Annotated in this window: 13 protein-coding genes; 6 read left to right on the top strand and 7 right to left on the bottom strand. The window is 70.3% G+C overall.

Annotation, left to right across the window (positions count from 1 at the left end; all coding sequences use genetic code 11):
* Positions 1 to 28 precede the first annotated feature (28 nt).
* A complete protein-coding gene (locus CG736_RS03085) occupies positions 29 to 607 on the bottom strand; it encodes a TetR/AcrR family transcriptional regulator (RefSeq protein WP_369879780.1) in 579 nt (192 codons plus the stop codon).
* Positions 608 to 1,006: 399 nt separating this feature from the next.
* On the opposite strand from CG736_RS03085, the gene CG736_RS03080 reads away from it, so the two are divergent.
* Positions 1,007 to 2,440 (top strand): MFS transporter, encoded by a 1,434-nt coding sequence (locus tag CG736_RS03080; protein WP_100584551.1) that lies wholly within the window; start codon positions 1,007 to 1,009, stop codon positions 2,438 to 2,440.
* A 92-nt stretch (positions 2,441 to 2,532) separates the two neighbouring features.
* On the opposite strand, the gene CG736_RS03075 is transcribed toward CG736_RS03080, so the two are convergent.
* Positions 2,533 to 2,922, bottom strand: coding sequence for an SCO5389 family protein (locus CG736_RS03075; protein ID WP_043911687.1), 390 nt, complete (start codon positions 2,920 to 2,922; stop codon positions 2,533 to 2,535).
* Between the two features lie 204 nt (positions 2,923 to 3,126).
* On the opposite strand from CG736_RS03075, the gene CG736_RS03070 reads away from it, so the two are divergent.
* Positions 3,127 to 3,393, top strand: a complete 267-nt coding sequence (locus tag CG736_RS03070) for a DUF2630 family protein (protein WP_100584550.1) — start codon at positions 3,127 to 3,129, stop codon at positions 3,391 to 3,393.
* 186 nt (positions 3,394 to 3,579) lie between these two features.
* On the opposite strand, the gene CG736_RS03065 is transcribed toward CG736_RS03070, so the two are convergent.
* Complete coding sequence (locus CG736_RS03065) at positions 3,580 to 4,326, bottom strand: helix-turn-helix domain-containing protein (RefSeq protein ID WP_100584549.1); 747 nt, start codon at positions 4,324 to 4,326, stop codon at positions 3,580 to 3,582.
* A 276-nt stretch (positions 4,327 to 4,602) separates the two neighbouring features.
* Here CG736_RS03065 and CG736_RS03060 point away from each other — a divergent pair, with 276 nt between their 5' ends.
* Positions 4,603 to 5,808: a serine hydrolase gene (locus CG736_RS03060; RefSeq protein WP_100584548.1), complete on the top strand. Its 1,206-nt coding sequence runs from the start codon at positions 4,603 to 4,605 to the stop codon at positions 5,806 to 5,808.
* A gap of 739 nt (positions 5,809 to 6,547) precedes the next feature.
* Here CG736_RS03060 and CG736_RS03050 read toward each other — a convergent pair.
* A complete protein-coding gene (locus CG736_RS03050) occupies positions 6,548 to 7,051 on the bottom strand; it encodes a GNAT family N-acetyltransferase (RefSeq protein WP_100584547.1) in 504 nt (167 codons plus the stop codon).
* Positions 7,052 to 7,767: 716 nt separating this feature from the next.
* On the opposite strand from CG736_RS03050, the gene CG736_RS03045 reads away from it, so the two are divergent.
* On the top strand, positions 7,768 to 8,082 hold the full coding sequence (locus CG736_RS03045) for a hypothetical protein (RefSeq protein ID WP_157815379.1): 315 nt from the start codon (positions 7,768 to 7,770) through the stop codon (positions 8,080 to 8,082).
* Complete coding sequence (locus CG736_RS03040; RefSeq protein ID WP_100584545.1) at positions 8,075 to 9,511, top strand: caspase family protein; 1,437 nt, start codon at positions 8,075 to 8,077, stop codon at positions 9,509 to 9,511. The genes CG736_RS03045 and CG736_RS03040 overlap by 8 nt, the downstream gene beginning before the upstream one ends.
* A gap of 266 nt (positions 9,512 to 9,777) precedes the next feature.
* Here the strand turns inward: CG736_RS03040 and CG736_RS35865 are convergent, their stop codons facing one another.
* Complete coding sequence (locus CG736_RS35865) at positions 9,778 to 9,933, bottom strand: hypothetical protein (protein WP_157815378.1); 156 nt, start codon at positions 9,931 to 9,933, stop codon at positions 9,778 to 9,780.
* Between the two features lie 516 nt (positions 9,934 to 10,449).
* Here CG736_RS35865 and CG736_RS03035 point away from each other — a divergent pair.
* Entirely contained in the window at positions 10,450 to 11,139 is a 690-nt protein-coding gene (locus CG736_RS03035; protein ID WP_232733751.1) for a suppressor of fused domain protein, read from the top strand.
* Between the two features lie 779 nt (positions 11,140 to 11,918).
* On the opposite strand, the gene CG736_RS03025 is transcribed toward CG736_RS03035, so the two are convergent.
* A complete protein-coding gene (locus CG736_RS03025) occupies positions 11,919 to 12,380 on the bottom strand; it encodes an SMI1/KNR4 family protein (RefSeq protein ID WP_232733750.1) in 462 nt (153 codons plus the stop codon).
* A 379-nt stretch (positions 12,381 to 12,759) separates the two neighbouring features.
* Positions 12,760 to 13,272, bottom strand: a complete 513-nt coding sequence (locus CG736_RS03020; protein WP_198520334.1) for a tetratricopeptide repeat protein — start codon at positions 13,270 to 13,272, stop codon at positions 12,760 to 12,762.
* Positions 13,273 to 13,397: the final 125 nt, after the last annotated feature.

The raw sequence follows: 13,397 nt of genomic DNA, 5'->3' as shown, positions 1-13,397 counted from the left end.
GGAGGGGAGGAGGTTCCGGGGGCCGGCGTCAGGGGCGGGGGCGGATGCCGTCCAGGGCGATGGCGAGGACCTTGGCGCGCTGCTCCTCGGCCGGGAAGGCGACGGAGGCGATGCCCGAGACCATCCGGAGCAGGTCGTCCATGTCCATGTCGGCGCGGACGGCGCCGTCCTGCTGGGCGCGTTCCAGCAGGGGAGTGCCGGCGTCGTACATGGAGCGGCGGCAGGCCAGGAAGACGGCGGTCTCCTCGCCCTGGAGGGCCTCGCGGATGGCGCGCTTGGTCATCGCGTAGTCGACGAAGCGGCGCAGCCACGCGGTGAGGGCGTCCCAGGAAGGCAGGTCGGTCAGCGCGGCCGCCACCCGGCCGAGGTCGTCGACCTCGTTGGCGTAGACCGCCTCGAAGAGGTGCCGGCGGGTCGGGAAGTTGCGGTAGAGGGTGCCGATGCCGACGCCGGCCCGGCGGGCGATGTCCTCCAAGGAGGCTTCGGCGCCGTGTTCGGCGAAGGCCTCGCGGGCGGCGGTGAGCAGCGCGTCGAAGTTGCGCGCGGCGTCGGCGCGGCGCGGGCGCTGGGCGGCGAGGAACTCGCGGACGGAGATCGGTTCGGACACGGGGACCTCGTTTCGACACATCCGAATTGAACCGGAGGCTCACCTCCGCTAATCTGGAGGCATGCCTCGACTTTAGCATCGGGGCCCGAATCTCGGCCTGCCCCACCACCCGTGGCGGGCCGCCCGTGTCACCCGGGCCGGCAGCCCTGTCGTCAAGCGGGGTTGACCGGACCTGCACCACTTCCGTCAATCGCGATTGACGGAAGCTGCCTCATCGTCGTCAATTCCCGTTGACCGTACCCGCATTGGCCGTGCCGGTGACGGCCGCGCCGGCATCGACCGTTGTGCACCACGGATCACTCCTTCTCCGCACCACCGCCCGTTCGGGCGTCTGCCTGCCAGTGCACGCCGCGGCGGCGTTGTCTCCGTGCGCCGCGACCCGAGTCCCGAGAGGGTTCGATGAACCGCCAGTCCCACCGCCTCACCTTCGGCGTGCTCGCCGCCGGAGCGGGCGTGTTCGCGCTGCTCCAGTCGCTGATCACGCCGGCCCTGCCGATCGTCCAGGAGGCGATGCACACCTCGCAGTCCACCGTCACCTGGGTGATGACCGCCTACCTGCTGTCCGCCTCGGTGTTCACCCCGATCCTCGGCCGGGTCGGCGACCTGGTCGGCAAGAAGCGCACCCTGGTGGCCGCGCTGGTCGCCCTGCTGACCGGCTGCCTGGTCGCCGCGCTCGCCCCCAACATCGCGGTGCTGCTGGCCGCCCGGGTGCTCCAGGGCATCGCGGGCGCGCTGTTCCCGCTGTCCTTCGGCATCATCCGCGACGAGTTCCCGCCCGGGCGGGTCCCCACCGGCATCAGCAACCTGTCCGCGGTGATCGCCGTCGGCAGCGGCCTCGGCATGGTGCTGGCCGGCCCGATCGTCGGCGCGCTGGACTACCGCTGGCTGTTCTGGCTGCCCGTCATCGTGGTGGCCGGCACCGTGCTGCTCGCCTGGCGCTACATCCCCGAGTCGCCGACCCGCAGCGAGGGCAGCGTCGACTGGATCTCCGCCCTGCTGCTCTCCGGCTGGCTGGTCGCCCTGCTGCTGCCGGTCAGTCAGGCCGCCCAGTGGGGCTGGGGATCGGCCCGGGTGCTCGGCCTGCTCGCCGCCGCCGTCGCACTGTTCGCGCTCTGGGCGTTCAACGAGGCCCGCTCCCGCAACCCGCTGATCGACCTGCGGGTGATGCGACTGCCCGCCGTGTGGACCACCAACACCGCGGCCCTGCTGTTCGGCGGCGGTATGTACGCCGTATGGGCGTTCCTCCCCGGTTTCGTCCAGACCCCCGCCGGCGCGGGCTACGGCTTCGGCTCCACCGTCACCGGGGCCGGGCTGCTGATGCTGCCGATGGTCGGCGCGATGTTCGTCTCCGGCATCCTCGGCGGACGCCTGGCCGGTCGCTTCCCCGCCAAGGCGCAGCTGGTCACCGGCGCGCTGTTCGGCGCCGTCGCCTGCGCGCTGCTCGCCGCCCGGCACGGCACGCAGGCGGACGTCGCCGTCGCGTCCGGCGTGTTCGGGCTCGGCGTCGGCCTGGCGTTCGCCTCGATGAGCAACCTGATCGTGCAGAGCGTCTCGCCCGCCCAGACCGGCGCCGCCACCGGCATGAACGCCAACATCCGCACCATCGGCGGCTCGATGGGCGCCGCGCTGATGACCTGCCTGGTCACCGGCCACCTGCAGCCCTCCGGCCGCCCGCTGGAGTCCGGCTACACCGACGGCTTCGCGCTGCTCGCGGCGTTCTGCCTGGCCGCCGCGTTCGCGGCGCTGCTGGTGCCCTCCCGCCGCGGCCGGCCGGTGGCCGCGCCGGTGGAGCCGGCGGCGCCCCAGCGGGACGCCGAAGTCGGCGCCGGCTGAGGCGAGTCGGGCGGACGCCCGCCGAGCGCCCGGCGCCCCCGGACTCTGTGCCGAGGGCGACGGGCGTTCGGGCGCTGCGGCGGTGAGCGGGGTCAGCAGTCCCGCAACTCCGGTGACTGGTTGAGCAGTTGGGCCCGAGGCGAGGTGAACCTCCGGTAGGCGTCCGTCTGTTCGGCGTTCGGGTGGAAGACCGCCAGCCGGTGGCAGTTCTGAAAGGCCAGCTTCACCGAGAAGTGTCGCTCCAGTGCCCCGCGGATCGAGTCGCTGGCCAGCGCGCGCAGCAGCTGGGCCCGCTCGGCGTCCGTCGGGGCGACCGTGTTGTCCGCGAACTCGGCGTCCGTGGTGGCGAGTTCCGCCGTCAGGTCGTTGACCAGCCGGTACGCGTAGGGCAGCGAGGTGCGGACGGTGGCGAGGAAGTCGGCGTCGGCGACCTCGTCGCGTTCGGCCAGCGCCAGCAGGGAGGGGGAGACGTCCAGGGACATGGGGGTAGCGCCTTTCGGAGCGACTGGAAGTGGAAGTCGTTTTCAATAAGCGATCCTGGCAACCCCCTGACGCCCTGTCAATTACGCTCCCCCGTTCGGGGCAACGCGCCACGCCACGCCGGGACGCCGCCCCGATCCGCCCTGCTGGCGGCCCGCACCCCCGCTACCTACAGTGAGGCGCAGACGACCGCGAGGAGAGCCCCGATGGACGAGCAGAGCACGGGCGGCGCCGACCGCCGCATCCTGGACCGGATCAGCGACATGGTCGAGACGGAACGGAAGCTGCGCGCCGCCCTCCTGGAGGGCCGCATCGACCAGTCCACCGAACAGCGTGAACTCAAGGACCTGGAGGAACAGCTCGACCAGTGCTGGGACCTGCTGCGCCAGCGCCGCGCCCGCACCGACGCCGGCGAGGACCCGAACCAGGCCAGCGTGCGCAGCGTCGAGGAGGTCGAGCGCTACGAGTCCTAGGCTCGCGTTCGTGGAGTGGGTCGGTCGTTGTTCCGTTCGTGCTGCGCCGACCTGAACCGACGGACGAGTCATGGGCGTTGGCGATTCGTCGCCGGCAACGGGCCGCTGCCCTTGAGTCGACGACGGCGCGCACGGGCTCCGCGGGCCCGTACGCCGGCGGTCGGGAAGGGGTGGGTCGTCGGGCGATCAGGACGGGACCGGGCCGCGTTCCTCGTGCCACTGCCGGACGGACCGCACGATGTCCTGGCCGATCCGCTCCAGCAGCGCGGACGCGTCGTCCATCCGGGCGCCCGCGGGGGTGGCGGGTCCGAGCAGCTCGGCGCCGTGGCGGGTGATCCCGGCGAGCATCGCGTTGCGTTCGGCGCTGGCCAGCAGGGCGCGGTACCAGATGTCGGCGCCGATGACGTACCGCTCGCGGCGCTGCCGGTCGTCGCGCTCCCGATGGACCAGCGACTGCCCCTCCAGGTAGCCGATCGCCTTGGAGACGGCGGCCGGGCTGACCTGAAGTCGCTGCACCAGGTCGCCGGAGGTCAGGCTGCCCTCGTCGGTGACGTAGAGGCAGCCGAGCACCCGGGCCGCCATCCGGGGCATGCCGACGTGCACCAGCAACTCGGCCAGCTGGTCGGCGAATTCGCCGACGGCGGCGGGGTCCCGGTCGCGGCTGACGGCAACCGGGTCCCGGTCGAGGTCGACGCGGGCCGGGACGGTCCGGCGCGGGGCGGGCGCGGTACGGCTGCGACGGGAGCGTTGGGCGGTCGCGTGCTGGGCGCGCTCGGCCCGGTAGCCGGACGGGCCGCCGTTGCGGCCGATCTCGCGGGTGACGGTCGAGGTCGGCCGACCGAGGCCGCGGGCGATCTCGCCGTAGCCGAGCCCCTCGGCCAGGCCGGTGGCGATCTGGCGGCGGTCCTGCAGAGTCAGTCGGCCTCCGGGCATCCGTCCTCGTCCCCTCGTCCCCTCGTCCGCTCGGGTTCCTTGCGCGGGTTCCCTGCGCAGGTTCCTTGCGATGGTCAGGGGAGTATCCGCCCGATGCTCGCGTTGTTGCAATGGGAGTGCGGAGGTGTTGCATTCATGGGCAGTCCCATTGCAAGGAAATGCGCCACCTGACCTGCGGAGATGTGAGCGTGCCGGTGGAGTTTGTGTTGACGGCTTCGTCAACTGACGGGAGCGTTCTCTCCGTCAACGGGCAGCACCGTCGAGGGGGAACAGACCATGAGGACCACCATCCGCGCCACCGTCACCGCCCTGCTTGCCGGGGCCGTGCTCGCCGCCACCGTCACCACCGCCGCACCGGTGTTCGCCGAGCAGGCCGGGCAGCAGACCGGGCCGCGGGACCGTCACCCGGGCGTGCAGGCCGTGCTCGACCGGGGTGTGACGACCGGTGGACTCCCCGGAGCCGTCGCCGAGGTGCGGGACGGACGCCACCGTTGGTTCGGCGACGCGGGCGTCGCCGACATCGCCACCGGCCGACCCCGCCAGGAGCAGGACCGGTTCCGGATCGGCAGCACCACCAAGACCTTCGTCGCCACGGTCGTGCTCCAGCTCGCCGCCGAGGGCCGGCTGGGCCTGGACGACAGCATGGAGCACTGGCTGCCCGGCGTCCTCGACGCCCCCGGCTACCAGCCCGACCGGATCACCGTCCGGCAGTTGCTCAACCACACCAGTGGCGTCCCCAACTTCGCCACGGACGACGAGATCGGGAAGGAGTTCTGGCACGAGCCCTTCCTGCAACACCGCTTCGACCACTTCACCCCCGAGCGGCTCGTCGGCATCGCCCGCGCCCACCGGCCCGACTTCGCCCCCGGCGCCGGCTGGACGTACTCCGACACCAACTACGTCCTCGCCGGGATGATCGTCGAACGGGCCTCCGGCAGCACCCTGGCCCAGCAGATCCGACAGCGCATCACCGCCCCGCTGGGCCTCACCAGCACCTACGAGCCCGCCGCCGACGACGTCACCCTCCACGGGCCGCACGGGCGGGAGTACTCCCACCTCGGGTACACCGACCCGACCACCCCGGACTACGACGTGACCGAGCTGAGCCCGTCCTGGGGCTGGGCGTCCGGCGACATGATCTCCACCACCCGCGACCTCAACACTTTCTTCGCCGCCCTGCTGGCCGGACGACTGCTGCCGCCGGCCCAGCAGCAGGAGATGTTCACCATGGTCCGGACCCCGGCGGACAAGTGGATCAAGGACGCCGCCTACGGCCTGGGCGTCAGCTCCGTCGACCTGCCCTGCACCACCGTCTGGGGCATGGGCGGCGCCATCAACGGCTCGTGGACCTACACCTACGGCAGCCGCGACGGCCGCCACCTGCTCTCCACCAACGTCAACGGAGACTGGCTGAACGGCGGCAACGGGCCGATCGACCTCTTCACCGCCGAGCTGAAGGCGGAGTTCTGCCCGGGCTCCTGACCCGTCGGCAGGCCCGGCAGGGACCTCTACGGGCGGCGCAGCGTCGTCGAGGGCTGCTTCAGCCGGCTCAAACAGAACCGGGCCCTGGCCACCCGCGACGACGAACGAGCGGTCCACCGCCAAGCCATGGCCACCCTCGCCTGCCTCCGCCTCCGGCTCCCACAGACCCCCGCTGGCTCGGGGAGGACGGACACTGCCAGGGCGGTGCCGCGGGCTGGGGTGGCCGGCCGACCTCCACGGCTGTGGAGAGGACACCTCGCGTTGATTCGGCATCAGGAGAACCGACGACTGAGGCCGACTCCCGCTCGCGCGGGGATGGCGCGTCGGAGACGTGCCGGAAATCAGGCAGGCAGCGGAGCGCGTCCACCAGCTGCCGATGGCAGTAGCCCTCGGGCCGTCCATCCCGCCCGTGGAACCAGGCCGGCGTCGGCAGCAACGGCCGGACGCTGCGCAACTCCGCGTTCGTCGTGTCCGACGGACACCGGTGTGCCCGGTCCTGATGGTTGGCCGCGTTGCGGTACACGTGCGCGAGGCAATTGCGCTAAACGGCAGGCGAGTTGAGGTCAACCTGCACGGGCACGTACAACAACGACAACAGGGCGTCCGGGAACCATTCGGAATGGGATCGCACCCAGGGCTACCTGGACGCCCTGCTGTCACACGCGGAAACCGCCGCAGTCACCCGGTCGAGACTCCCGTTCGATCGACAGCCTTCGAGATCGGTACGGGCAGCAACCACTTACCTGTCGGGATGCTCCGGCAGGGCGAGCCAGTCCGACCAGGAGATCTCGTGGCCGAGGAAGCGCGGCTGCTCGAACGGCCAGTCGGTGGCGATCCACTGCGGCACCAGCGCGTCGAGGGCCTGCTCGACCGTGCTGCCCACCAGCTCGTCCACCACCCACCAGGAGATCTCGCCGTCCGCGCCGGCCCTCTCCGGTGGGTCGATGTAGACACAGCCGAGCAGGGCTGTCTCCGCCGAGTCGAACAGCGCGTAGTTGAAGGACTGGTGTGCGGCGATCTCCTTCTCGTGCCGCAACAGGTCGGCCTGGTCGGCCTCGTAGGTCATGGTGGCCGCGGGCCAGCCCCAGGCCGGGCCGAAGACGGTCCACAGCCGCTCGCGCGAACCCATCACAGCCGGATAGTCGAGCGCGGTGTCCGCCTCCCGGATCGGCCGCAGGTGATGGCCACCGCCCGGCAGCGGTACCAGGACGGGGTGGACGAAGTCATCGGGAAGCCAGCTCATGGCGCCCGACCGTAGCAGCGCGCGGCCGTCCGCCCCCCTTGATTTTCCCCGTGTACCGCCAGGCCTGCGCACACGCCGGGCAGGGCCCGCGATCACCCGGTCGAGACTCCCGTTCGATCGACAGACTCCGTGATCGGTATGGCAACCAGGATTTCGAGCTCAGGCGCGTCCTCGGGATGGAGGACGGTGTTGTTGCGCGGTCCTGCGGACTTCAGGAGCCCTCTCTCATCGGATTTCCGGCCCGCACGACGTTGTGAGGGGCCGTCCGCATCGTCCCCGTATGGGATGTCGGGTGCGCCCACGGCTCGGGTTCGATCGCGTAGTGCCCCCGGGGCATCGTCGCGGGAGACCTCCGCGTCCCTTGGTCTCGCTCCTCGTGCGGGGGTGGTTCCGGAACGGGACATGCCGGAAGGGGCGGCGTCGGGTTCGAGCTGTGCCCTTCTGGGGGTATGTGTCAGTCGGCGAGCGGATCGTTTTTCGGTCAACTCGCCGAGGAGTCAGCATACTTGGCCGTCGAGATCGGATCGGATCGGGCCGGGCTGCGGCAGCCGGCGGGTCGGGACGGAGCAGTGGAGTCCTGAGGCGCCTGTCGGCCGCTCCGATCGCGACAACCTCATCCGGGGGTAGGAGAGATGGACAGAGCACCACACGAGGTCAGGCTCGACCTCAGTGACCCGAGAGGCCCTGAAGCCGCCGACCGGGCAATGGAGTTCCTGGTGGAGGAGGTCCGCCAGCTGCGCGTTCTGCGCCTTGCCCACGCTCCGGGAGGGTCGGCGCCGACGGGCACCAGGGCCGGTGAGACGGTCGTCTACAGTTCCCTGCTGCTCAGCCTGGCCGGAACGCCCGCGCTGCGAGCGCTCATCCTGCTGGCGCAGGACTGGCTGGCACGCCGCAACAGCGGCACGATCCACATCAAGGTCGGCGACAACGTACTTGAGATCACCGCCGGAAAGCCGCGACAGACGGCGGCTGCCATCGAAGCGTTCACCAGCCTCGTGGCAACGGCTGCGCAGGAGCAGGACGATGAGTAAGCGCGCCCTCATCATCGCCAACCAGTCCCACGACGACCGCAACTTCGCCGAACTCCCGGGCGCGGCCGCCGATGCGAGGGAGCTCAGCGCGGTGCTCCGGGACTCCGAGATCGGCGGGTTCTCCGTCACCGTGCTGCGGGACGCGACCGCCACCGAGTGGAAGCGTTCGATCCAGAAGTTCTTCCAACAGGCGGAGCACGACGACGTCCTGCTCCTCCACCTGTCCTGCCACGGGCAGAAGGACAGCCGGAACCGTCTCCACTTCATCGCCCGCGACAGCGACGCGGACCTGGTCGAGGCGACGTCGGTCAGCGCCGAGTTCCTTGCCGACTGCATGGAGAGCAGTTCCAGCCGCAGCATCGTCCTCCTCCTGGACTGCTGCTACAGCGGCGCCTTCAACCGGGCCATGCGCGCACGCGGCGAAGCGATGGACGTCAATGTGAGCGAGACGTTCGAGGGCAGCGGACGCGTCGTCATCACCTCCTCCACCGCGCTCCAGTACGCCTTCGAACGGGACTTGATGGGGAGCCGGCAGGCGGGCACCCCCTCCCTGTTCACGGCCGCCGTCGTCCACGGTCTGCGGACCGGCGAAGCCGACCTGGACCAGGACGGCCATGTGACGGTCGACGACCTGTACGGGTTCATCAACAACCGGGTGCGCGAGCAGGAAGCCCGACAGACGCCGACGCTCAGTGTCATCTCGGTCGACGGCCCGATCCGCCTGGCCCGCAACCCGAACCGGGTCGACATGATCGCCCGCGGCGGCTCCGAAGGACGGCCGGTCGCCAACGAACTGGCCACCGAACTCGCCCGGCGGCTCAAGGCGCGGGAGAAGGAGGTCAACCACTACCGGAAGGCCCACCGCGGCGCGATCCGGGAACTCGCCAGGATCACCCTGTGGTTGCTGTTCGTCTGCGCTTCGGCCGCAGGGCTGTGGACGGCCACCTGGTGGGCCCACGACTTCGTCCTGCCCACGCAGCCGGGGCAGAAGATCCTGGCCCTGCTGCTGCTCGGCGCGGTCCACGGGTTCGTCGGAACCATCCTCACCGTCCTCGGCTTCCTGCCGGTGGTGGGCCTGGGCATCGGGGTGATTTCCTGGCTCAACGCCAAGGAACCGTTCGACAACTACTCCGGCGCCGGGCGGGTGGCCGCCGGTGCGATTGTCGGAATCGCCATCTTCCTGGGGATCGCCGGAGCGGCGATCGACTTCATCTGGGTACCCTCGCGCGGCCTCCTCGCAGCAGTGTGGGTGGCCCACAAGGTCGGCCTGCACGTGACCGCGCCTTCCGGCTGGCACGCGGTCCTCACCTCGCTGTCCGCCATCGCGGGAGCGCTTGTCGTCGCCGCCCTCGGATTCGGCAGCGCGATGGCCTCGGACGAGGACGAAGACCGGCAGCGGAACGGAAGCCTGACCTTCAACGGCTTCTGACCCCACCCCACGGGTGGCCCCCGCACACCTGCGGCGGCCACCCGCTCCCATCTCCGACGACCACCGGCGTTGCCACTGATGGTGCCGGGAGGACCCGGGGGGCCGTTCGTTGCGCCGTCTTTGCGCCACCGACGAGGTGCGGCCCATCGGGGCGCCGCGCCGGACTCCGTGCCGGATGCCATGCCGAAACAGTCCGGGCCGTCCGGCCTGTTCGCGCGCTTCCGCCGGTAGCCGGTAGCCGGCAGCCGCCGAAGCGTGACGGTCCGTCAGCCCTGCTCGGCCTTCAGGATCCCGGGGAGGTGGACCATCCTCGGCAGCGCGACGCCGAGGAGCAGAAGGCAGGACGACTTGCCCAGGGTCGGCCACCAGCCCCACCCGAAAGCGGCCCCTCGCTGCTGGTGCCACGCCTGGTGGAGCAGCACCCACCCCGAGGGGTCATCAGCAGCAGGCGCAGCCCGGACGCCGCGAGCAGCGGCAGCACCGTGGGCGCTGCCCCAGGAATGTGGCATGTCGACGATCTGCTGTTCCGGCCCTGTGATCGTCTGCCGGAGTTCGTCGATGTCGATCGGGATGCCCGGACCCGATTCGTGCCGGACCTGTTCACTTGGAGCGACCCCAGGGACACCACCTCACGCCAAACCTGCCCGCGCCTGACAGAACCCGCGTGGGTCCCGCCCGCGAGGGTGAGCAGCTGCGGGGGAGCAGGCATCACCAGCCCGACAGCGGTGCAGTCGAACGACCCGGTGCGATCGAGGTGCTGGCGATGGGACAGACTGTGGCGATGAGTACCGATCACAGCCCGGTGGGGCTGCTTTTTTCCTCGTCCGCCGTCGATGAGCCGGTTGCCGCCGACCGCCTCCCGCGCCTGCCGTCCGTGGAGCGCTCGCCGTTCCTGGAGCCGGAAACCGCCCCGGCCTCGGCCACGACCGTCTCGTCAGATGGTCGTCGAGACCCGCTCGGCCGCCCGCGCCCGTCTTCGCAGATGCCAGCGCTGTGTGACACTGAGTGATTGGTCGAAGCGCCCGTCGGCGGTCTGGCCTGATCGCGCGGTGAGTGTTGCGACGGTGCGGGCGGCGGAGGTCGTCGAGTCACATGTCCGAAGGTTCTTCGACGGGCATCCGGTGGAGGTCGTCGAGTACGACATCGGGCCGGGGCGGCGAGAGGCGTTGGCCGACCTACGCGTTCTCGTCGTGGGTCCCGGCCCGCGCAGCGATTGCTGGGCCCATGTGACGGCCGGCTGCTGGTCCGCGGAGGAGCGGGCCGGCCACGGACTTGAGTTCGTCATGACCGCCCAGGTCCGTGACCAGCGGTTCGTCGAACTCATGGCGATGATCGCGTACTACCACTGCGGAGGGCATCGGCTCGACCTGGAGCACAGCATGCCGATCGGTGAACCGTGGGTGCCGGGTTCGGCCTGCGACCACCTGCTGATCAGCCTGCCCTATCTCCACGGGCCCGAGCTTGAGCGCTGCCCGTTGCCCGCCGGACACGCCCGCATCCTGTGGGCCTTGCCAGTGACGGCAGCCGAGAACGAGTTCCGTCGACGTCATGGCCACGAGTCGCTGGAGCAACTCCTCGACGAGGCCGAGATGGTTCCCACCGACCCCTTCAGGGCCTCGGTCGTGTGAGTTCTCGTCTGGCAGCCCACGGGTCACGGGACTCGATCCCGGCTGATGCATCGGCTCCAGGTTCCACCGGCTTCGGTGACGAGTGGGGTGGCCGTTCTGCCGTGACAGCCGAGGCCTTGGCGATGACGGGGGCAGAGGTTTGAAGGACGAGACGTCGGGTGGGGGAAGGTTGCGGGGCGTCGATTGGGGATGCCGAGATCGCGGAGGGCGTCGCGCAGGGCGGCGGTGTTCACTGGCCTGCCTGGGCGATGGACGGGGGAAGAGTCAGTGGAGTGGGTGGAGAGCTCTACCGCTGGTGTGTGGGCCGGGAGTGAGCGGAGGTGGTCCCGAACGAGATCAGGCGTATCGGGTCCACGACAGGAGAGCCCGGCCATGGACCCGGTACGCCTGATCTCGTTCGGCTACCTGCACCTCAAGGGAGGCCGCCGCCGACCACTGACCGCGTCGAGGACGTCCGCAGCCGGCTCCGCGGCCCGTCCGCCGCCCGCGACATCCTCGGCCTCGGCGGCCTCACCCCTCGCGTCCAGCCGATCGTCCTCAACACGACCGGCGCCCGCGAGCTGATCGCCAACCCCGCCGGCTACAGGGCCCCGACCCATCGCCATCGGATGCGCCGGGGGCTGGCACAGGGCATCCGTTCTCACCGAAATCCTCGCCAACGAACGTCGACACAGCGGCCACCAGGTTGAGGTCGAGCACCTCCACGTTCGCCTTCCCTGCATACTGAAGCCGACAGGCCTGCGACACCTCAGCCTCGGCGCCAGATCACCGACGGTGGCTCACAGCCGATACCAGTCGTCTCCACCAGTGCGAAGCGAACGACCCAGGTAGTCCCGCAGGTTGTTGGCCACCCACCTGCGGCTGTCGCTCTCGTGTTCCCAGACGAACACGTCCGGACGCTCGGGCTTCTGCACCAAGGCGAACTGATCACCGCCTCCGTTGTCCCCGAAGAACAGGAGGGCGTCGAAAGGCATATACAGCTGGGCGAAGGATTCGTCGGACCAGAAGAGCAGGTTCTGCTGGACGATCTGGTCGACGGTCCAGACGGTGTCCACATGGGTGCGGCCGGTGATCCCGTTGCTCTCGAGGAGCAACTGCCTGAGCTCCGCAGGCAGCGTTCGCCCAAGCCGCTTCTCGGCTTCGACGATTTCGAACGCCTGAGCCGGCTCCTGGAAGCCTGCCTCGGGAAAGACCTCCCGGACTACTTGTCTCCACATGATCGAGAGCTTAGCCAGGCGCATTCGCGGCTTCCCCATGCCGGAGTTTTACGACCTTGCGCATGGTCAGCTGTGGCCCATGTGCGGTCGGCTCGTTGGACCGTTCGTGGTGGGGATGGCGACACGTGCATTGATCGTCTCGGAGCGTCGGATCACCGGCCTGTCGCAGGTGGTGATCACTGACCTGGTGGCCGAGTTGGGGCCCGTGCGGCAAGCCCGGCGCGACGCCGAGCCGGTCGGCCGTCCGCGTCGACGCGCGCTGGGAGCGGGTAATTGGAATGAGAGAGGAACCCTCGCCCCCACAGCCACTCATCGCGACAGAGAGCCGATCTTCCGTTAGGCGCTGCCGTGCGCATGCCAGTTTCTGGTGCGCGCACCAGCTGAGGTGCAGGGCGGATGCTTCCTATTCGGGGCGGCCGTCGGCGAGCCACTGGGCGAGGCCGCGCAGCCCGACTGTCCACCGTCCGAGGTCGGTGACCTCGGCATGGCCGGTGACGACGGAGAGCAACTCGGCCACCGCTTCGTCCGGCCGCTGGGCGTCGTTGAGGGTCAGGGCGCGGAAGACGCGGACGGAGTCGGAGTCGGGGAATTCCCTGCGGGCGCGGTCGAGCACCGCCAGCGACTCGTCCAATTCGGCCAGCCACCTCAGGGTGCTGGCGTACTGGCACAGGCACCGGCGCAGGACGTCGCCTTCGAGGCCGAGGGCGAGCGCGCGCTCGTAGTAGCCGCGGGCGGTCTCCTCCTGGCCCGCAGTGTCGTAGGCGCCACCCACCTCGTACACGAGGACCGGGTGGTCCGGGTGTTCGGCAAGCAGCGCCTGGAAGTAGGCGATCGTCGGCGCCATGTTCGCCCGGTCGCGCTGGTCGTAGCCATGCTGGATCGCCTCGGCCAGTTCGGGCGTCACGTCGGTCGTCACTGCTGCGCCCCCACGCGTACGAGTCCGGAGATCAGCTCACCCTATCGGAGCCTCGCCCGCAGGCGCCTGCCTGTGGATCGGCCCGGCGTTTGCCGCTCCTTCGTCCTGATGAGCCGTCCCGCCCG

Origin of the sequence: Kitasatospora sp. CB02891, from assembly GCF_002803145.1 — a bacterium.
In the GTDB taxonomy this organism is placed as follows: Bacteria; Actinomycetota; Actinomycetes; order Streptomycetales; family Streptomycetaceae; genus Kitasatospora; species Kitasatospora griseola.
This window is presented reverse-complemented; position numbering and strand designations above follow the sequence as displayed.